The organism is Streptomyces sp. NBC_00483, assembly GCF_036013745.1.
Taxonomy (GTDB): Bacteria; Actinomycetota; Actinomycetes; order Streptomycetales; family Streptomycetaceae; genus Streptomyces.
The window spans coordinates 4,207,512-4,226,268 of record NZ_CP107880.1; the positions used below are offsets into that span (position 1 = coordinate 4,207,512).

17 protein-coding genes and 1 pseudogene are annotated in these 18,757 nt (G+C 70.1%); 4 read left to right on the forward strand and 14 right to left on the reverse strand.

What is annotated here, in order from left to right; genetic code table 11:
- The first annotated feature begins 48 nt into the window (after positions 1-48).
- A complete protein-coding gene (locus OHA73_RS18535; protein ID WP_327655579.1) occupies positions 49-573 on the forward strand; it encodes a GtrA family protein in 525 nt (174 codons plus the stop codon).
- 43 nt (positions 574-616) lie between these two features.
- On the opposite strand, the gene OHA73_RS18540 is transcribed toward OHA73_RS18535, so the two are convergent.
- Positions 617-1,897: an ATP-binding protein gene (locus OHA73_RS18540; protein WP_327655580.1), complete on the reverse strand. Its 1,281-nt coding sequence runs from the start codon at positions 1,895-1,897 to the stop codon at positions 617-619.
- 97 nt (positions 1,898-1,994) lie between these two features.
- Positions 1,995-2,672 carry a response regulator transcription factor gene (locus tag OHA73_RS18545; RefSeq protein ID WP_266710971.1) on the reverse strand — a complete coding sequence of 226 codons (678 nt, stop codon included), beginning with the start codon at positions 2,670-2,672 and terminating at the stop codon, positions 1,995-1,997.
- A 458-nt stretch (positions 2,673-3,130) separates the two neighbouring features.
- Here OHA73_RS18545 and OHA73_RS18550 point away from each other — a divergent pair, with 458 nt between their 5' ends.
- A complete protein-coding gene (locus OHA73_RS18550; protein WP_266710972.1) occupies positions 3,131-4,630 on the forward strand; it encodes a peptide MFS transporter in 1,500 nt (499 codons plus the stop codon).
- A 198-nt stretch (positions 4,631-4,828) separates the two neighbouring features.
- Here the strand turns inward: OHA73_RS18550 and OHA73_RS18555 are convergent, their stop codons facing one another.
- From OHA73_RS18555 to OHA73_RS18580, 6 genes are all read right to left on the reverse strand, one after another.
- A complete protein-coding gene (locus OHA73_RS18555; RefSeq protein WP_327658484.1) occupies positions 4,829-6,142 on the reverse strand; it encodes a hypothetical protein in 1,314 nt (437 codons plus the stop codon).
- 38 nt (positions 6,143-6,180) lie between these two features.
- Positions 6,181-7,323 (reverse strand): hypothetical protein, encoded by a 1,143-nt coding sequence (locus tag OHA73_RS18560; RefSeq protein WP_327655581.1) that lies wholly within the window; start codon positions 7,321-7,323, stop codon positions 6,181-6,183.
- A complete protein-coding gene (locus tag OHA73_RS18565; RefSeq protein WP_327655582.1) occupies positions 7,320-8,207 on the reverse strand; it encodes a COG1470 family protein in 888 nt (295 codons plus the stop codon). The genes OHA73_RS18560 and OHA73_RS18565 overlap by 4 nt, the downstream gene beginning before the upstream one ends.
- A gap of 169 nt (positions 8,208-8,376) precedes the next feature.
- Positions 8,377-9,081, reverse strand: coding sequence for an LPXTG cell wall anchor domain-containing protein (locus OHA73_RS18570; protein ID WP_327655583.1), 705 nt, complete (start codon positions 9,079-9,081; stop codon positions 8,377-8,379).
- A gap of 145 nt (positions 9,082-9,226) precedes the next feature.
- Positions 9,227-9,718 (reverse strand): ATP-binding protein, encoded by a 492-nt coding sequence (locus tag OHA73_RS18575; RefSeq protein ID WP_266710976.1) that lies wholly within the window; start codon positions 9,716-9,718, stop codon positions 9,227-9,229.
- 283 nt (positions 9,719-10,001) lie between these two features.
- Positions 10,002-10,385 carry an STAS domain-containing protein gene (locus OHA73_RS18580; protein WP_267070206.1) on the reverse strand — a complete coding sequence of 128 codons (384 nt, stop codon included), beginning with the start codon at positions 10,383-10,385 and terminating at the stop codon, positions 10,002-10,004.
- A 243-nt stretch (positions 10,386-10,628) separates the two neighbouring features.
- On the opposite strand from OHA73_RS18580, the gene OHA73_RS18585 reads away from it, so the two are divergent.
- Together OHA73_RS18585 and OHA73_RS18590 are read left to right on the forward strand one after the other, a co-directional pair.
- Positions 10,629-11,537 carry an RNA polymerase sigma factor SigF gene (locus OHA73_RS18585; RefSeq protein ID WP_266710978.1) on the forward strand — a complete coding sequence of 303 codons (909 nt, stop codon included), beginning with the start codon at positions 10,629-10,631 and terminating at the stop codon, positions 11,535-11,537.
- A 201-nt stretch (positions 11,538-11,738) separates the two neighbouring features.
- Positions 11,739-13,421, forward strand: a complete 1,683-nt coding sequence (locus OHA73_RS18590) for a ricin-type beta-trefoil lectin domain protein (protein ID WP_327655584.1) — start codon at positions 11,739-11,741, stop codon at positions 13,419-13,421.
- Between the two features lie 3 nt (positions 13,422-13,424).
- Here the strand turns inward: OHA73_RS18590 and OHA73_RS18595 are convergent, their stop codons facing one another.
- The 6 genes and pseudogenes from OHA73_RS18595 to OHA73_RS18620 all read right to left on the reverse strand — a co-directional run bounded on the left by OHA73_RS18595 (position 13,425) and on the right by OHA73_RS18620 (position 18,732).
- Entirely contained in the window at positions 13,425-14,276 is an 852-nt protein-coding gene (locus OHA73_RS18595) for a hypothetical protein (RefSeq protein WP_327655585.1), read from the reverse strand.
- A gap of 183 nt (positions 14,277-14,459) precedes the next feature.
- Positions 14,460-14,681: pseudogene (locus OHA73_RS18600) on the reverse strand (hypothetical protein); the annotation flags it as partial.
- Positions 14,678-14,836, reverse strand: a complete 159-nt coding sequence (locus OHA73_RS18605; protein ID WP_266710984.1) for an Lsr2 family DNA-binding protein — start codon at positions 14,834-14,836, stop codon at positions 14,678-14,680. The gene OHA73_RS18605 and the pseudogene OHA73_RS18600, both read right to left, overlap by 4 nt.
- A 33-nt stretch (positions 14,837-14,869) precedes the next feature.
- Complete coding sequence (hutI, locus tag OHA73_RS18610; RefSeq protein ID WP_327655586.1) at positions 14,870-16,042, reverse strand: imidazolonepropionase; 1,173 nt, start codon at positions 16,040-16,042, stop codon at positions 14,870-14,872.
- Between the two features lie 138 nt (positions 16,043-16,180).
- Complete coding sequence (locus tag OHA73_RS18615; protein WP_327655587.1) at positions 16,181-17,524, reverse strand: formimidoylglutamate deiminase; 1,344 nt, start codon at positions 17,522-17,524, stop codon at positions 16,181-16,183.
- Positions 17,521-18,732 carry an allantoate amidohydrolase gene (locus OHA73_RS18620; RefSeq protein WP_327658485.1) on the reverse strand — a complete coding sequence of 404 codons (1,212 nt, stop codon included), beginning with the start codon at positions 18,730-18,732 and terminating at the stop codon, positions 17,521-17,523. The genes OHA73_RS18615 and OHA73_RS18620 overlap by 4 nt, the downstream gene beginning before the upstream one ends.
- Between the last annotated feature and the right edge of the window lie 25 nt (positions 18,733-18,757).

Consider the following 18,757-nt stretch of genomic DNA (forward strand, 5'->3'; position numbering starts at 1 on the left):
CGGACGGACCGGCCCAGATCAGGAAACCACGGGGGCTGAGGCGACTACATGGGTATCACCGGACGTACCGGCCGCATCGGCGCACTGCGACAGCGGCTCGCGGGCGTGGCCCGTGAGGTCGCGAAGTTCGGTGTCGTCGGCGCCCTGGGCGTCCTCGTGAACTTCGCCGTCTTCAACCTCATGCGGCACAGCACCGACCTCCAGGTGGTGCGGGCCAGCGTGATCGCGACGGTCGTCGCCATCGCCTTCAACTACGTGGGGTTCCGCTACTTCACGTACCGCGACCGCGACAAGAGCGGGCGGACCAAGGAACTCACGCTGTTCCTGCTGTTCAGCGCGGCGGGCCTGATCATCGAGAACGGTGTCCTGTACGCGGCGACGTACGGGTTCGGCTGGAACAGCTCGTTGCAGAGCAACATCTTCAAGTTCCTCGGCATGGGGCTCGCGACCCTGTTCCGGTTCTGGTCGTATCGGACGTGGGTGTTCAAGACGCTGCCCGCGAGGGAGGCCGTGGCCAGCGCGGAATCGTTCCTTGGCGAGTCGCCCGCGCCGCCGGTGCAGCGCGTGAAGTGACCGCGGCTGCCTGATCCAGTGACCGCTCTCTGATCCACCTGATCTACCTGATCATCTGGCCCTCGTCCTCGGCCTCGCCCGACGCCTTCTTCAGTGGCGTACGGGAGAGGAACAGGCCGAAGACCGGCGGGGTGGTCTGGAGCATTTCGAGGCGGCCGCCGTCGGCCTCCGCCAGGTCGCGGGCGACGGCGAGGCCGATGCCCGTCGAATTCCGGCCACTGATGGTCCGCTCGAAGATCCGCGAGCCCAGCTCCGGCGGGACACCGGGGCCCTCGTCCGTGACCTCGACGATGGCCTGGCTGCCGGTGACGCGGGTACGGAGGGCGACCGTGCCGCCACCGTGCATCAGCGAGTTCTCGATCAGCGCGGCGAGCACCTGGGCCACCGCGCCCGGGGTGCCGACCGCCGTGAGGTGGCGCTTGCCGGAGGAGACGATCGCGCGTCCGGCGCTGCGGTAGGCGGGCCGCCACTCCTCCAGCTGCTGCTTGATCACCTCGTCCAGGTCGAAGGGGACGGCGGATCCGGTGCGCGGGTCACGGGAGTTGGTGAGCAGCCGCTCGACGACGTCGGTGAGCCGCTCGACCTGCGCGAGCGCGATCGTCGCCTCCTCCTTCACCTCGTCGAGGTCCTCGGTCATGGTGATCTCCTCCAGGCGCATGGAGAGCGCCGTGAGGGGCGTACGCAGCTGGTGCGAGGCGTCGGCCGCGAGGCGCCGCTCGGCCGTCAGCATGCGGGCGATGCGCTCGGCCGAGCCGTCGAGGACGTCGGCGACGCGGTCCAGCTCCGGGACGCCGTAGCGCTTGTGCCGGGGGCGCGGGTCGCCGGACCCGAGGCGTTCCGCCGTTGAGGCGAGGTCGGTGAGCGGGGACGCGAGGCGGTTCGCCTGGCGTACGGCGAGCAGCACGGCGGCGACGATCGCGAGGAGGGCCACGCCCGCGATGATCAGGAGCGTGCGGCCGACCTCCGTGGTGACGGCCGAGCGGGCCTCCTCGACGGTGACCTTCTCGCCCTGCTCGCCCGTCGCCGTGTAGGAGATGACCTCGCCTACGGGTTCCGTGCCGATGGTGAGCGGCTGGCGGCCGGGCATGTCGATCTCGGCGTAGCGCTCCCCTGCGACCTGGTCCTTGAGGATGCTGCCGGTGATCTGTTCCTCGCTGAGGATTCTGCTGTCCACGATGGAGGCGAGGCGGACGGCCTCCGACTCCACGCGTTCCTGGGCGCTGTTGGTGATGGTTCGGGTCTCCACGATGACCAGGGAGACGCCGAAGACGGCGATCACGACCAGGACGACGGCGAGGGTGGAGTTGATCAGGCGGCGGCGCATGTTCTTAGTGTCCCGGATTGGTGCGCGGCACCGGGGTTAGGGACTCGGGGCTCCGCCCCGGACCCCGCTGCTCAATCGCCGCAGGGGCTTATCCGGATCAGCTTTTCTCGAACCTGAAGCCCACGCCGCGGACCGTTGCGATGTAGCGCGGATTCGCCGCGTCGTCGCCCAGCTTCTTCCGCAGCCACGAGATGTGCATGTCGAGTGTCTTGGTCGACGACCACCACGTCGTGTCCCAGACCTCGCGCATCAGCTGGTCGCGGGTGACCACGCGGCCCGCGTCCCGTACGAGGACCCGCAGGAGGTCGAACTCCTTGGCGGTGAGCTGGAGTTCCTCCTCGCCCATCCACGCGCGGTGCGACTCGACGTCGATCCGGACGCCGTGCGTGGCCGGGGCCTGGACGGGCTCGGTGGCGCCGCGCCGGAGCAGGGCCCGGACGCGGGCGAGCAGCTCGGCGAGGCGGAAGGGCTTGGTCACGTAGTCGTCGGCGCCGGCGTCGAGGCCGACGACCGTGTCCACCTCGTCCGCGCGGGCGGTGAGGATCAGGACCGGCACCGTGTGCCCCTCGGCGCGCATTCTGCGGGCCACCTCGAGGCCGTCCATTCCCGGCAGTCCGAGGTCGAGCACGACGAGGTCGATGCTTCCCTGCAGTCCGGCGTCGAGGGCGGTCGGGCCGTCCTCGCGCACTTCCACCTCGTAACCCTCGCGGCGCAGGGCGCGGGCCAGCGGCTCCGAGATGGACGCGTCGTCCTCGGCGAGCAGTACACGGGTCATGAGGTGATGGTAGTCCGCGGCGGACGACGCCCGTGGGGTGATCCGCCACTGCGGCTTCCCGTGCCTAACGGAATTTTGGCCTCCGGGCTCGCGCCCTGCGGTGTCCGGGTGCCATCGTGGGGATGACCTTTGAAACAGCGCCGGTGGTTCCGTGAAGGCCTGTGATCCATCTCTCAAGTCCTTCCATATACCACTGAGTCGTTCGTAAGGTGATTCAACGCCTGATGCACTACTGGGGGACCTTTGGAGCGCACTGCGCACCCAAGGTCCCTTTCTTGTGTGAGCTGACGTCAGTCAGCATTTTTAGGAATGACCTGTGGCCGGGCCCCGCGTGTAAGGAAGCGCGCCGGGGTGTGGATCTCGGGCCCGCCGCATCGGCGGGTTTCGGTGCCGGCCTCCCCCACGCGGGCGCCCGCTCCCCACGAAGGTGCAGCGTCCCGAGCGAGCAAGGAACCCCCATGGCGTCCAGCCTGACGAAGGAAGCCACCGCGCCCGGCGCCGGTGAGAAGACCTTCCTTGGCCACCCTCGCGGCCTGGCCTTTCTGTTTCTGACGGAGATGTGGGAGCGCTACAGCTTCTACGGGATGCGCGCGCTTCTCGTGCTGTACCTGTCGGCCGGTGTGATCGACGGTGGCCTCGGCCTCGACATCGCCACGGCGACGGCGATCTACTCCGTCTACAACGCCCTTGTGTACCTGCTCGCCCTGCCGGGCGGCTGGCTCGGCGACCGCGTCTGGGGTCCGCGCAAGACGACCGCGGTGGGCGCGGGCATCATCATGGTCGGCCACTTCACGCTGGCGCTGCCCTGGGCCGGTTCGTTCTACCTCGGCCTCGGTCTGATCGCCGCCGGTTCGGGTCTGCTCAAGGCCAACATCTCCACGATGGTCGGCCACCTGTACCCGGAGAAGAACGACCCGCGTCGTGACGGCGGCTTCTCGATCTTCTACATCGCGATCAACGTCGGCGCCTTCTTCGCGCCGCTGACGATCGGCACGGTCGGCCAGAAGGTCAACTGGCACCTCGGCTTCGCGATGGCCGGTGTCGGCATGGCGCTCGGCCTGGTCTGCTTCCTGTTCGGCTTCCGCTACCTGTCGGACGAGTCCACCGTCGTCCCGTCGCCGATGAGCGACGACGAGAAGCGCGTGCTGTGGAAGAAGTCCGCGATCTGGGCCGCCATCGCCCTCGTGGTCTACGCCGCCGCCGGCGCCGGTGGCCTGCTGACCGTGAACTGGATGCTGTGGCCGCTCACCATCCTCGGCCTGGTCCTGCCCATCTGGTACCTGGTCAAGATGAAGCGCGACCGCGAGCTGTCCGACACCGAGCAGTCCCGTGTCTCCGCGTACATCTGGTTCTTCGTCGTGGCCGCCGTGTTCTGGGGCATCTACGACCAGACCGGTTCCACGCTGACCCTGTTCGCGCAGAACGACACCACCAACACGCTGTTCGGCTTCGAATTCCCGTCCAGCTGGTTCCAGTCCCTGAACCCGCTGTACGTCATGGCGCTCGCGCCGGTCGCCGCCTGGCTGTGGATCTGGCTCAACAAGCGCGGCAAGGAGCCCAGCACCATCTCGAAGTTCGCCAACGGCGTCTTCCTGATCGGTATCTCCTTCTTCGTGATGATGCTCGCCCAGACCGCGGCCTCCGGCGACGCCAAGGTCACGCCGCTGTGGCTGTGCTCGGTCTACCTGATCCAGACCATCGGTGAGCTGACGCTCTCCCCGGTCGGCCTCTCCCTCACCACGAAGCTGGCGCCGGAGAAGTACGGCTCGCAGATGATGGGTGTCTGGTTCCTCGCCGTCACCGCCGGCGACTCGGTCATCGCCCTGCTCCAGCTGATCGGCGCGCCGACCGACACCGAGTGGTGGTTCGCCTCCCAGGGCGCCCTCGCCGTCCTCGCGGGCGTCGCGGTCTTCATGTTCCGCCGGAAGGTCAAGCCGCTGATGGCGGGCGTGCACTAGCGCTCCGCTCGGCTACGTGAAGGGGCCGGTCCGCACCGTTTCGGTGCAGGCCGGCCCCTTCTGTGTGTGCTCCGACGCACGGGGCGGTCCCCGGCGCCCAGCCTCGGGGCTCTGCCCCGGACCCCGCTGCTCAATCTCCCCCAGCTACCGCTGGGAGGTGCCCCCTGCAGGGGCTTGAATTGCCGGGGTCCGATGGGGCTATCGGCGGACCACCCGGCGTGCCCGTGGCAGGAACGTGAAGACCGCGCCGCCCAGGAGGATCACCGTGCCGGCCGCCAGGCCGAGGGCGCGGAGGGCGCCGTCGTTGGAGGAGCCGGTTTCGGCGAGGCCGCCGCCGGTTGCCGCGGAGCCGCCGGCCGCCGCGTCACCCGCGCCGCCCGCCGAACCCGTGCCGCCGGCCGCGCCGCCCGCCTGCTTCGACGTGTCGAGCTCCAGGGAGACCGGAGCGCTCTTCGGCGTGCAGGTGGTGGTCGTGCCCAGCGCCTTCACCGTGAGGACGCCCGGCGAGAGCGTCGACTTGCCGTCGGCGCCCGGCTTGTACGTGCCGGTCAGGTCCGGGATCTCGATCGGGTCGCCGGACTTGAAGGCCTTCTTGTTGGTCGGGCCCTCGACGGAGACCGTGCCCTTGTCGGAGCCGCCCAGCTTGACCGCCATCGACGGCTTCACCGAGTCGGCCGGGATGTCGGCCGGACTGTCCATCACGGACTTCTTGAACTTCACCGTGAGGCCGAAGTTCCCGCCGTCCTTCTTGGCGTTGATCTGCACCGGAGACGTGGCGCTCTTGTCGCCGATGGGCGTCTTGCAGGCGTAGGGGACGCTGACCTCCTTGCCGGTGAAGTCGCTCTTGCCGCTGTCGCCGCCGCCTGTGGAGGAGCCGCCCGAGTCCCCGGACCCGCCCGCGTCGCCGCCACCGGAACTCGACGAGCCACCCGTCGAGGTGCCCGTCGAGGTGCCCGGAAGGCCGCCGATGGCGCCACCCGATCCGCTCGAACCGCCCGAACTTCCGGCGCCCTCAAGGACCTTGATGACCGCGCCGGGATCCACGGCCTCCTTCGGAGAGCACTTGGTGTCCGTCGACATCGGCTTGCTGACGTTGATGTTGTACTTGTCCGGGGTCAGCTTCAGCTCGCCCGGCTTCTCCAGCTTCAGCTTGCCCTTCATCGTGGACAGCTTCATCGGGCTGTTCTTGGGGATCGCGGGGTTCTCGCGCGGCCCCTCCATGGCGATGTCACCGGTCTGCGCGCCGGCCGCCTTGAGCGTGCCGGTGGGCTGGACGGTGTTCTCGCTGAGGTCGAGGACGTCCGGGTTCTTCGACGCGCCCTGGATGAACTTCCAGGTCACATCGATGGTGTCGCCGACCTTCGCCTCGGCGGGCGCCGTGATCTGCGTGATGGTGGTGCCCTGCACCGGGTCGAGCCCGGAGATCGAGGGCGGTATGCACTCCGTCTTGTACGAGCTCTCGGCGGCCTGCGCGGGAGCTGCCACGAACAGCAGACCCGCCCCGCCGAGCATCAGGGCGACACCGGCCGCGCTCACTCTCCGTTGGGTGCTCACGTATTTCCTTTCGTCGTCGGACTGTTCTCGTGCGGTGCGGAGAGCTGACCGGCCTCGGGCCGCTCCGGACCGGTGGGACCGGTGTCCGGGGTGAACCAGGGCAGGGTCGTGGTCTGTGTGGTGCCGGCCGGACCGGTGGGCGCGTCGGCGGGCGTCGGCCGCTTCGGTTTCTGCTGCGGCAGCCGCACCTTCGGAAGCCGTACGGTGCGCCCGCCCGCCCCGTTGGACGCCCGCGGCCCCCTGGACCTCGACCGGCGATCGCGCGGCCGTACGCGGTCCACGACCGCCATGCCGATCCGGAAGACGGCGGCCGGCACGACGATGCAGAGCAGGATCCAGAAGAGGGTGACGCCCCAGGGGCGTCCCACGCCCCAGGGCTGTTCGGCCAGCACCTTCCCGCCGTATTTGAGCGAGACGAGATAGTCGCCGTGCGCGCCCGCCGACAGTTCGACGGGCAGCTCGACCTGTGCCTTCTGCCCCGGCTTGATCGTGCCGCGCCACTGTTGGTCCTCCCATTGCGGCGCGAACACGCCGTGGGAGGTGCCGACTTGGAAGATGGGATTCTTGACCGGGGTCGAGCCGACGTTGCCCACGGTGAACGTGAAGGACCGCGACGGCGGGGCACCGAACCAGGTCAGCAGGCCGCTGGACCCGTCGAGCCGGGTGTCGGCCACCATGGACAGCTGTCCGCTGCCGGACGTCTTCGGCAGCGCCTTCACCGGATGCCCGGCCACCTGGAACACGGCGTCCGCCTGCGCCTTCTGCCCGGTCACCGTGGCGACATGGACGACGCACGGGCACGGATTCGGCGGCTCGGCGACCGGGAGCGACTTGCTGAACGCCCCCTTCGTGTCGGTGGTGACCGCGCGGCCCTCGGAGTTGGCGCAGGAGTTGGTGCCGCCGATGACGCCGCGCGACGGGCTGGACTGCCCGCAGATCAGCATCATCAGCAGCGTGTCGGGCCGCCAGCCCGCACCCTTCACGGTGATCGAACCCCCGGTCCCCGCCTGGGACTTGGAGAGGGTCACGGACGGCTTGTCGGCGGCTGCGGAGGCGGCGGCCGCCCAGGGCGCGGTGCCCGCGAGCAGGGCCGCCACGAGGGCGAGGACGGTCAGCAGCCGCGAGCTGCGGCGGTTCATGGCGCACTCCTTACGTTCCCTTGTCGGCGGAGCAGTCGGAGCAGGTGCGGCGGTACGGGCCAGGAGGGCCGTCGGCGGCGCAGGTACCAGTAGGCGGCGCACCCCGCCCCCGCCAGCACGGCGAGGATCCCGCCGACCGCCGCCCACGGCACGAACCGGGCGCTCGCCGTGGCCGAGTCCGCCGCGCCGCCTCCCGCGGTGACCGTCACCTTCACGTCGACGGCGTCGAGCGCCGGGGCGTTCTTCCACGGTTCGGTGAGGCTAACCCTGCGGCCCGGCAGCAGCTGCACCGGCAGGGCCCGGCTCCTGTCGAGGGCGGCGCCGAGCACACCGTCGGCCTTCACCGCGAGGCGCGGCGAGAGCGTCGTGTTGCCGCGGTTCACCACGTCGTAGGCGATGGCGCCCTTGTGCACCCGTACGTTCTCGACCGTGAGCGCGGACAGCGTGGGGCCGCTGACCCGCAGATGGACACTGACCCCGGCGTCGCGCCCGCCCGCCCGTGCCACGACGGCGCCCGGATGGTCGCCGGGGGTCGCGCCCGCGGGCACGGACACCGTGAAGGGGACCTCGGCGCGGGTGCGCGCCGGGATCTTCACGGTCTTCTCGGCGAACCGGATCCAGGCCCCGGTGTCCGTGGCCTTCTTACGGACATCCAGCGCACCGTCGCCCGTATTGTCGGCGTCGGCCCCCCGCAGGGAGACCTTCAGCGGCTTGTCCCCCGGATTCGCGACCGCCACCTTGTCCTCCAGCACAGACCCCGGAGTCCCCTCGGCGTAGATGTACGCCCGCCCGTCATCATCGGCGGGCCGGGTCCCCCCGGCAGAGGAGGGCGCAACGGTCCAGCCGGGTCCGGCCGCGGCGACCGGGACCGAGAGGCCCCCCATGAGGAGAGCCGCGGCGACAACAATCAAGCCCCTGCGGCGACTGAGCAGATCTTTCAAGCCCCTGCGGCGATTGAGCAGCGGGGTCCGGGGCAGAGCCCCGCGGCCGTAACACCGCGGGGCCCTACCTCGCATCGACGAGCGCAACGTCATCGCAGCTACTCACGCCCCCTTAACGGGACGCCGCCTGATGACGCCGCGTCAACCACAGCACCCCCGCCGCTCCGGCCAGGAACACCGTCCCGCCAAGCGTGCCGAGCGCGATCGCCGAATCCTCCGGCCCGGTCTGCGGCAGCTCCCCGCCGCCGGACGGCGCCGACGCCGACGAGCCCGAATCCGCGGCCCCGCCGCCACCCGCGGCCGCCTTCACGTCCATCTCAAGCGACGGCTTCGGACTGTTGGACGGCGTACACGTGGTGTTCGTGCCGAGCGCCTTGATGGTGAGGACGCCGGCGGTGAAGTTCACCTTGCCGCTCTTCTTCGGCGTGTACGTACCCGTCAAGTCACTGATCTTGATCGGGGAGTTGGCGGGGATCGCCTTGTCGTTCGGCGGCCCGGTCGCCGTGAACTGGCCGCTGTCCGCGCCGCCCACCTTGATCACCGCGCTCGGGTGCATGGCGCCCTTGCCGAGCTCGACGGGGCTGGACGAGACGCCCTTCTGGAAGGACATCGTGACCTTGTAGCCGCTGCCGCTCTTGGCGCTCTTGATGTCGATCGGGGAGACGGCTCCCTTGTTCCCGATCGGCGTCTTGCACTGGTAGTTCACGCTCTGCACCGTGGCCGAGGCGGTGGGGGCGGCCATCAGCACCGCCGAGCCCGCCAGGGCCGCGCTGAGCGCGAACGCGGCGGTTCGCTTCTGGTACGTCCGGTACGTCACCTCGAAGTCCCTTCAAACCGAAGGTTACTGACGGATCATCAGATCTGGGTGGCTCAAGGTACGCCGGGGACCTTGCCGAGGGAAGACAAAGAGCACGCCGGATCGAAGTCGATCCGACGTGCTCTCAAGAACGCACGAAATGGGGCTACGCGGGGGCGCCGACCTCCGCCCACACGACCTTGCCCGTGACGCCCGGGGTGCGGACAACTCCCCAGTCCAGGCAGAGGCGTTGGACGATGAACATGCCGTGCCCGCCGGGCCGTCCCGCCCGGTGCGGGGTGCGCGGCGCCGGCTGGCCCGCCCCGCGGTCCGTGACCTCGATGCGCAGCACCTTGTTGGCCGGGGAGTCGCCGAAGTACAGGATGATCTCGTCGGGCCCCTCGGCGTGCAGGCACGCGTTCGTGACGAGTTCCGAGACGACGAGCAGCACGTCCTCCGCCGCGGCCCGACGGTCCGCGGTCGCCGCCGGCAGCCATCCCCAGGCGTGCAGCGCTTCGCGGGTGAAGTCGCGGGCGAGCGGCACGATTCCGCTCGCGCCGCTGAGGCTCAGCCTGCGGACCCGCGCACCCGCGACGACCGGTACTTCACCGGACTCGGGGCCGTGGTCGCCCGGCGAGTAAGGCCGGGTGGTGCTCATCAGCACTTCACCTCACCGATTCACCAATTCAGCTTCAGGATTCAGGGTTCAGGGTCCGAGTGCCCACTGCCCGGCCATGAAGTCCGGGTCGCGGATCGGGGTCGGAGGGTCATCGGGGTCGCAGGGTCGGAGTCGTGTTCGGGGGGTCTCCTGCCCGAGGGAACGCCGGAAACACCCACTTGTTCAGAACAGCTCCTGTGACGCTGGTAACGCCTAGATCACACAGCGACAACTGGAGCGTAACTTCTGCAGTCGACCACAGTACGCAGTCGCCCGGTTCCGGTCAGTCGCCCGAGGGGTCCGGCTCGAGGGCCTCGTCGAGCGACGCGTGCACCGTGAAGACGGCCTCCGCGCCGGTGATCTCGAACACCCTGGCAACCACCGGAAGCATGCCCGCGAGGTGCACTCCACCACCGGCCGCCTCGGCCTTCAACCGGGCCCCGAGCAGCACGTTCAACCCCGTCGAATCGCAGAATTCGAGGCGCGAGCAGTCGATAACCAGCCTGGAATGTCCATTGCTGAGGCATTCATCCAGGGGTTCGCGCAGCAGATCGGCCGTATGGTGATCCAACTCACCGGCCGGGGTCACGACGGCACTGGTGCCCTCTTGTCGCACCTCGACCAGAAGCCGGCCCCGATGCGCACTGCCGACTGTCCCGCGGTCCATGACGTCTCTCTCTCGCTGCCTTCGACGTGCCGATTGACGCCCTCGAACACTACGCCCTCAGGCTGTGCATCGGCACCCGAACAACCTCTAGAATTCGGACATTTCGGCTCAGAACGCACTTGCGGCCCGGTGTGGAAAACGGGTAGGCCTAGTAAGGACAACATTCGACCACGGCCGGCTTTGGAGGCGCCGCACTTAAAAGCAGTGCACGCATCGGCATCGGCAGCCATATGCCGAGAACGCATGGAGGACATCATGTCAGCCCGGCTCGACGAATCGCGTACTGACCAAGCGACGTCGACACTCCCCCCGGAAACTGTCGACGTCGAGGCGGAAAGCCTTGAGGGCCTCGAAGGCCTTCCGGAGATCCCCCCCTACGACGAGGTGGGGCCGCTCGACGCCCGAGCCCTCTCCAAGACCCTCTTCGAGCGGCTCGAGTCCCTCGAAGAAGGCACGCACGAATTTTCGTATGTCCGCAACACGCTGGTCGAGCTGAACCTGGCTCTGGTCAAGTTCGCGGCCTCTCGGTTCCGCTCCCGCAGCGAACCGATGGAGGACATCATCCAGGTCGGCACCATCGGCCTGATCAAGGCGATCGACCGGTTCGAACTGAGCCGCGGGGTCGAGTTCCCGACCTTCGCGATGCCAACCATCGTCGGTGAGATCAAGCGCTTCTTCCGCGACACCTCCTGGTCCGTGCGCGTACCGCGCCGCCTCCAGGAACTCCGTCTCGACCTCGCCAAGGCGGGCGACGAACTCGCCCAGCAGCTCGATCGCGCCCCCACGGTGGGCGAGCTCGCCGAACGCCTGGGCCTGTCGAAGGAAGAGGTCGTCGAGGGCATGGCGGCGTCCAACGCCTACACCGCCAGCTCGCTCGACGCCCAGCCCGAGGAGGACGACTCCGAGGGTGCGCTCGCGGATCGCATCGGCTACGAGGACCACGGCCTCGAAGGCATCGAGTACGTCGAGTCCCTGAAGCCGCTGATCGCCGACCTCCCCCCGCGCGACCGCAAGATCCTCTCGCTGCGGTTCGTCGCCAACATGACCCAGTCCGAGATCGGTGAGGAACTGGGCATCTCGCAGATGCACGTGTCGCGACTGCTGTCGCGGACGCTGGTGCGCCTGCGCAAGGGCCTGACGCTCGAGGAGTAATCGCGCGGACCCGTAACACCGGCACCACCCGTAACACCCTGTCACGTCGTGGGGGCCGACCGTAAGACGGTCGGCCCCCTCGATGTTTTTTATGCCAACTCCCGCCGCCCGGCGTCCTGTTACCGCGAGAAACGCCTACCCGTAGCACCTCTCCTGCACCACTATGAGCACCCATCTGGCACCCGGTGACAGGAGGACACGGTGTTTGCGAACGGTGGCGCCCATGCCACGGCGCCCGACCACCGGCTCGTCGCCCTGCTGCGGGCCGACACCCCGACCGCGTATCCGGCGCTCGGCGAGCTGCGCGACAGGCACCGGCACGCGCTCCTGGCGTACGCCCAGGTGTGCGCCAACGACACCGACGCCGCGCGGCAGTTGGGCGCGCAGGCCTTCGCACGCGCCGCACGGGAGGTCGCGCGCGGCCTCGAACCGCGCGGCTCCTGGCGCCATCACGCGCTGCTGCTCGTCCACCGCACCGCGGCCGAGTGGGCCACCGACGAGCGCCGCGGGCGCCTCTCCCCCGGCCTGCTGGGCACCCTCGGCACGCCGGACGCCCCCCGGGCGCCCGCGTTGCTCTCCGCCTTCCATACGCTGCCGGCGCGCACCCAGACGCTGCTCTGGCACTCCGTGGTGGACGGGGATTCCGACGCCGCCACCGGCATCGCCACCGGAACGTCCGCGCGGGACGTGGCACAGGCGCGGGGCGCGGCGCTCGACGCGCTGCGCGGCGCCTGCCTCGCGGCGCGGGCGGCCCGCGCGCAGGACACGCACTGCCGGGGCTATCAGCGCCTGATCGAGGAAGCGACCAGACCCGGTCGGCCACGCAACACCGCCGACCTGGACGCGCACTTCGCCCGCTGCCCGAGCTGCACCGCCGCGTACCTGGAGCTGACGGCCCTGCGGGACGATCCGCGCCGCGCGCTCGCGGAGGGCCTGTTGCCGTGGGGCGGCACGGACTACCTGCTGACCGAGGCGCCTCCGACGGCTCCGCCTCCTGCTCCGGCCCCTGCTGCGGTGCCCCAACAGACCGCCCCGCGCAGCCACCGCGCGACATCCACGACGAGGGCCGACCGTCGCCGCCCGGCCGGCCGCGCCCGCCGGAAGGCCTCCCGGCGCCCCGCGGTCGTCCGCGCGACACCGATGGGGTTCGCGCTCGCCTCGGCCGCGGTCGGCGTGGCGCTCGTACCGCTGCTGATCCTGACGCTGACGGAGGGTCGCCCCGACCTGTCGGCGGTGGGCCAGGGCATGGGCGCTACACCCTCGACACCGCCCCCGGTCCGGGTGACGGTCACGGCGACGACGACGGCCACCACGACGACCACGACGACCGCCACCGCGACGACGACCGCGCGGAGCACGGAGACGATCACGGTGCCCCCGTCACCGAAGCCCACCACCAACCCCCCACAGGGGAAGCCGAGTTCGACCCTGCCCCCGTCCGGCAAGCCGAAGCCGCCGCGCTTCCGCCCGCCCGGCGAGGAGTACGCGGAGGTGATCGACGTCGCCTCCGGGCTGTGCCTCGACGTCTCCCGCACGCCCATGGCGGACGGCGACGACGTCGTGGCCGTGAAGTGCGACCGCACGGGCAGCCAGCAGTGGCGCGTGGACCCGGCCCGCGGCGTCATCCAGTCCGCCGCCAACCCCGACTTCTGCCTGGACAACCGCGGCGACACCGACCGCCCGATCGGCCTCGGTCACTGCACGGCCGCCGACGACGACCACGGAGCCGACCTCACCTTCTCCGTGCACGGCGACGGCTCGATCCGCCCCGCCGCCGACTGGAAAACCGCCGTCACCCCACTCGACGACGGCTCGTTCCGGCTGGGCCAGCGCAAGTTCCAGGGTGGGGACGAGCAGCGGTGGCGGGCGGGAAAGAGTCTGTAGCCGCTAGTCGACGGGGCGGAGGGCGGCCCTCGCGAGGGCGATCACGTCACGCAGGCCCTGGCCAGGGGTAGGTGCCGGTGCCGACGCCGGCTTCGCCGCGATCCCGGCACAGGCACGGCAGATCCCCTTCCCGACTCCTCGCGGCAGCGGGTCGCGGCACTCCGCGTATTCGCCGAGGGGAGCTACGCGCTTGCCCACGACGGGAGTTGGCGGGGCAGCGGCAGGCGGCCGGTTCTCCAGTCGATACCTGACGAGGGCGGCAGCGGAACGGAGTGCGCGTGGCAGGTCCGTGGTCAGGCAGCGACGGAGGTCGGTTTCGGTGGCGCCGGCCGCCAGTGCGCCGTCGATGAGCGGCGCGAGGCTTTCGACGTCGCGGGCGCCCAGGCGCAGCGCCGGTTCGCGGTCGGCGAGGCGTTCCAGGAACGCGGTCCCACGGTTGGGGGTGTTGTCCTTCGGGGTTTCGCCCAAGGGGTATGCGCCGACGGCCTGCTCTGTCGCGCCACCGACGGGCGGGTCCTGGTCAGTCGGACCGAAGGCGGCGTTGACCTCTTCGGGTGACGTCAACGGCACGTTGGAGACGAGGACTTGAGTCGTCCAGCGCCCCGTCTCCGGATCCTGTGAACGTCGCGTGTGGAGGTACCCCTCCTCGTCCAGCTGCCGCCTGGCCTTTCGTACGGCCAGACGGCCTTCCGGCATCTTCTCGCCGAGGGACTGGACGGTTTCCCGGGAGCCCTCGGGAAGGGACAGCGCCCAGACGAGGAGCCGTACGGCTGTGCCGTTCAGGCGGGGATTCCGGATGATCTCGTTCGGAACCTGAGAGAAGAAACGGGCAGGCGGGATAGCATGCTTGAGCATCGCGGTGGAGTCCTTGTCCACTCGTCGGTGAAGGCCCTCAGATTGGTGTTTGCGCACCGCTGAGGGCCGCTCCGTGTTTGCGCACGGAGCGTGATAACGCGATTACTGTAGCGCGGACTTCGCGGCGAAGTTTACGAAAGCGGTCCAGCTGTCGGCCGAAATGGCCAGTGTGGGACTGGAGTTGGACTCGGACACCTCTACGGCACCGCCGAGCATCCAGTTGTACTGGCCCGGGAAGCGTGAATCGTCGTCGGGGCGGCGGTGGACGAGGGTGCGGCCCTCGGGGTCGCGGCAGACGATCGTGGCGATGCGGTGCAGCCAGTTGTGGCTGATCGCGTCAGCCCTGCTGACGACCGCCACGACCTCGTCGTTGTCGTCGACCCGTTCGACGCGTTCGGTACTCACTGCGACTCGTCGTAGGCCTCGCGGATGTTCCGGGGGACGCGGCCTCGGTCGTGGAGGACGATGCCGTTTTCACGGGCCCAGCGGTGCAGGGCGTCCTCCACCGGAGGCTCGGCCGGTTCTTCCACGCCGTCACCGGCTTCGATTTCGGGATCCATCGGTTCCCCCAGTCCGCAGTTGGTCGGGAAACCCTAGACGCGATTCCCCGCCCGCCACACCTCCGAGACCAGCGGCACACCCGGCCGGTAGGCGAAGTGGACGTGGCTCGGGGCGTTCAGGAATGTGAGGTCGGCGCGGGCGCCCGGGGAGAGGTGGCCTACGTCCGTGCGGCGGAGGGCCTTGGCGCCGCCTGCCGTGGCCGACCAGAGGGCCTCGTCGGGGGTCATGCCCATGTCGCGTACGGCGAGGGCGATGCAGAACGGGACCGAGGACGTGAAGGACGAGCCCGGGTTGCAGTCCGTGGAGAGCGCGACCGTTGCGCCCGCGTCCAGGAGGCGGCGGGCGTTCGGCCACTCGGCGCGGGTCGAGAACTCGGCGCCCGGGAGGAGTGTCGCCACTGTGTTGCCCTGCGCCAGGGCGTCCACGTCGGCGTCCGTGAGGTGTGTGCAGTGGTCGGCCGATGCCGCGTCCAGTTCCACCGCGAGTTGGACGCCGGGGCCGTAGCTGAGCTGGTTCGCGTGGATGCGGGGGAGCAGGCCCTTGGCCTTGCCCGCCGTCAGGATTGCCCTTGCCTGGTCGCCGTCGAAGGCGCCCTTTTCGCAGAAGACGTCCACCCAGCGGGCGTGGGGGGCGCAGGCGTTGAGCATTTCGCCCGTCACCAATTCCACGTATGCGGCGGGGTCGTCCGCGTAGTCCGGGGAGACGATGTGGGCGCCCAGGTAGGTGACTTCGTCCGTGTGGGCTGCTGCGATGCGGAGGGCGCGTTCCTCGTCGGCTGTCGTCAGGCCGTAACCGGACTTTGTTTCGAATGTTGTTGTGCCCTGGCGGAGGGCTTCCGTGAGGTGGTGCTTGAGGTTTGCTTCCAGGGCTTCGTCCGTTGCGGCGCGCGTTGCCGCGACTGTCGTGCGGATGCCGCCTGCGGAGTAGCTCTGGCCCGACATGCGGGCGTTGAACTCGGCGGTGCGGTCGCCTGCGAAGACGAGGTGGGAGTGGGAGTCGACGAAGCCGGGGATGACGGCGCGGCCGGCGGCGTCGTGGGCCTCGTCCGTGGCCGGGGCCTTGGCCGTTGGGCCCGCCCAGGCGATCTTGTCGTTCTCGATGACGAGGGCGGCGTTGTGGATTTGGCCCAGGGGGCCTTCGCCCAGGTCGGGGTTGTTCGTGACCAGGGTGCCGATGTTGGTGATGGCCGTGGTGCGGTTCGTCATGGGTCCTCTCCGTGGGTGGGCGGGGTGTTTCTTCCCCACCCCGCCCCTTCCCGAAAGTCCTGCCGGACGGGCCGCCTCAATCGCCGGCGGGGCTTGATAGATCAAGCCCCGCCGGCGATTGGGCGGAGCCCCGGGGCGTTAGTTGTGTAGGGCCGCGATGGATGTCGTCAGGGCTTCTGCCACGTTGCCGACCAGAACGTGTTCGCCGTCGCGGACCACCACGCGGCCGGACGACACCACGTCCGTCACGTCGGAGGCGGTCGCTGCGAAGACTGCCGTTTCCGCGCCGAAGCGGGGTTCGGGGCCCGCCGTGCGGACGGAGTTCAGTGTCACCGTGACCAGGTCGGCCCGCGCGCCCGGTTCGATGGCGCCCGCGTCGTCCCAGCCGAGGGACGCGTGGCCGTCGGCGGAGGCCGCGCGGAGCAGCGCCGCCGCCGTCCAGTGGCCGCGGGTCCGGGACCGTAGGCGCTCGTTCAGCTCCATCGCGCGCGCCTCCTCGAAGAGGTCGATCACCGCGTGGCTGTCGGAGCCCAGCGACAAGGGTGAACCCGCCTGCTGGAGCTGTACCGCCGGGCCGATGCCGTCCGCCAGGTCGCGTTCCGTCGTCGGGCACATGCACGTGCCCGTGGACGAGCCGCCGAGCAGGGCGATGTCCGTGTCCGTGAGGTGGGTGTTGTGGACGCCGACGGTCCGTGCGCCCAATACCCCGTGATCCGACAGGAGTTGGGTGGGTGTGCAGCCGTGGGCTGCCTGGCATGCGTCGTTCTCCGCTGTCTGTTCGGAGAGGTGGACATGGAGTGGGGCGCTGCGGGCCGACGCCCAGTTCGCGACCGTTGGCAGTTGGGCTGCCGGGACCGCCCGTACCGAGTGGATCGCCGCGCCGATCCGCACCCCCGGCCGCTCCTTCAGCAGTGACGCCCGTTCCGCCCACGCCTCCGCCGTGCCGTCACTGAAGCGCTGCTGGTGGTGGTCCGGGGCCTTGCCGAAGCCTGAGGAGACGTACGCCGTGTCGAGGAGGGTGATGCGGATGCCCGCCTCGTCCGCCGCCGCGATCAGCGCCTCGCCCATCGCGTTCGGGTCGGCGTACGGGGTGCCGCCGGGGGCGTGGTGGAGGTAGTGGAATTCACCGACCGCCGTGATCCCGGCCAGTGCCATCTCCGCGTAGACCGCCCGCGCGAGTGCGTGGTACGTGTCCGGCGTCAGGCGGTCCGCCACCGAGTACATGACCTCGCGCCACGTCCAGAACGTCCCGGACCCGACCTGGACCGTCGAGCGGAGCGCCCGGTGGAAGGCGTGGCTGTGGGCGTTCGCGAGGCCGGGGAGGGTCAGGCCGCGCAGGGCCGTCGCGCCGGGCGGGGGCGCGCCGACCCCCGTGCGGACCGCCGTGAAGCGGCCCTCGTCCGACACGTCCACCGCCACGCCCGGCTCGACGTGCGTGCCGAGCCAGGCGTGTTCCAACCAGTACGTCGTCGTCTGCGTCACGTGCAGGCCAGTCCTTCCAGTACGTCGGCCAGTGCGCGTACCCCTTCCAGGCAGTCGTCCTCGGCCGCGGACTCGGCCGGGGAGTGCGAGACGCCCGTCGGGTTGCGCACGAACAGCATGGCGGTGGGGATCGACTGGGCGAGGATTCCCGCGTCGTGTCCCGCCCCCGTTCCGAGGACGGGGATTTTCAGATCCGCTGCCGAGTCCTTCGTGCCCAGGATGCGGGCCAGCTCGTCGCGGAGCGCGTCGTCGAACTCGACGACCGGCGTGAACGACTCGCGGGTCAGCGATACGTCGATGCCGTGCGCCTCCGCGTACTCGCGGGCCGCCTTCTCGACCCCGGTGACCGTCGCGTCCAGGGACTCCTGGTCGGCGGCGCGGGAGTCGAGCCAGCCGCGTACGAGGGAGGGGATGGCGTTGACGCCGTTCGGCTCGACCGAGATCTTGCCGAAGGTCGCTACTGAGCCTGCCAGTTGGGCCTCGCGGCGGGCCGCCAGGACCGTCTCCGCGTAGGACAGCATCGGGTCCCGGCGGTCGACCAGGCGGGTCGTGCCCGCGTGGTTGGCCTCGCCGCGGAAGTCGAAGCGCCAGCGGCCGTGCGGCCAGATGGAGCTTGCGATGCCGATGGCGTCGCCGGACAGGTCCAGGGCGCGGCCCTGTTCCACGTGGAGTTCGATGAACGCGCCGATACGGTCCAGGCGTTCGCGGTCCGCGCCGATCGCGTCCGGGTCGTGGCCCGCCCGCTCCATGGCCTGCGGGAGGGTGATTCCGTCGGCGTCCGTGAGCTTGTGGGCCTGGTCGCGGGTGAGGACGCCTGCGGTGAGGCGGGAGCCGACGCAGGCGAGGCCGAAGCGGGCGCCTTCCTCGTCGCCGAAGTTGGTGATGGCGAGGGGTCTGGTGAACTCCGCTCCCCTGCGGCGGAGTTCGTCCAGGGCGGCGAAGGAGGAGACGACGCCGAGGGGGCCGTCGAAGGCGCCGCCGTCCGGGACGGAGTCCAGGTGTGAGCCTGTGACGACGGCGTCGCCGGCCTCCGGGTCGCCGAGCCAGGCCCACTGGTTGCCGTTGCGGTCCAGTTCGTAGGTCAGGCCGCGGGATTCGGCCTGGGCCTTGAACCATGCGCGGCAGTCGGTGTCGGCGGCCGTCCAGGCGAATCGGCGGTAGCCGCCGGAGTCGGCGTTGCGACCGATCGGCTGCAAGTCGCGCCACATCTCCAGGAAGGAAGGAGAATTCCCC

Coding starts and splice junctions, on each gene's coding strand:
- OHA73_RS18535 (WP_327655579.1), top strand. CDS start 49: ATGGGTATCACCGGACGTACCGGCCGCATCGGCGCACTGCGACAGCGG.
- OHA73_RS18540 (WP_327655580.1), bottom strand. CDS start 1,897: ATGCGCCGCCGCCTGATCAACTCCACCCTCGCCGTCGTCCTGGTCGTG.
- OHA73_RS18545 (WP_266710971.1), bottom strand. CDS start 2,672: ATGACCCGTGTACTGCTCGCCGAGGACGACGCGTCCATCTCGGAGCCG.
- OHA73_RS18550 (WP_266710972.1), top strand. CDS start 3,131: ATGGCGTCCAGCCTGACGAAGGAAGCCACCGCGCCCGGCGCCGGTGAG.
- OHA73_RS18555 (WP_327658484.1), bottom strand. CDS start 6,142: ATGCTCGGCGGGGCGGGTCTGCTGTTCGTGGCAGCTCCCGCGCAGGCC.
- OHA73_RS18560 (WP_327655581.1), bottom strand. CDS start 7,323: ATGAACCGCCGCAGCTCGCGGCTGCTGACCGTCCTCGCCCTCGTGGCG.
- OHA73_RS18565 (WP_327655582.1), bottom strand. CDS start 8,207: ATGGGGGGCCTCTCGGTCCCGGTCGCCGCGGCCGGACCCGGCTGGACC.
- OHA73_RS18575 (WP_266710976.1), bottom strand. CDS start 9,718: ATGAGCACCACCCGGCCTTACTCGCCGGGCGACCACGGCCCCGAGTCC.
- OHA73_RS18580 (WP_267070206.1), bottom strand. CDS start 10,385: ATGGACCGCGGGACAGTCGGCAGTGCGCATCGGGGCCGGCTTCTGGTC.
- OHA73_RS18585 (WP_266710978.1), top strand. CDS start 10,629: ATGGAGGACATCATGTCAGCCCGGCTCGACGAATCGCGTACTGACCAA.
- OHA73_RS18595 (WP_327655585.1), bottom strand. CDS start 14,276: ATGCTCAAGCATGCTATCCCGCCTGCCCGTTTCTTCTCTCAGGTTCCG.
- OHA73_RS18605 (WP_266710984.1), bottom strand. CDS start 14,836: ATGGATCCCGAAATCGAAGCCGGTGACGGCGTGGAAGAACCGGCCGAG.
- hutI (WP_327655586.1), bottom strand. CDS start 16,042: ATGACGAACCGCACCACGGCCATCACCAACATCGGCACCCTGGTCACG.
- OHA73_RS18620 (WP_327658485.1), bottom strand. CDS start 18,732: ATGTGGCGCGACTTGCAGCCGATCGGTCGCAACGCCGACTCCGGCGGC.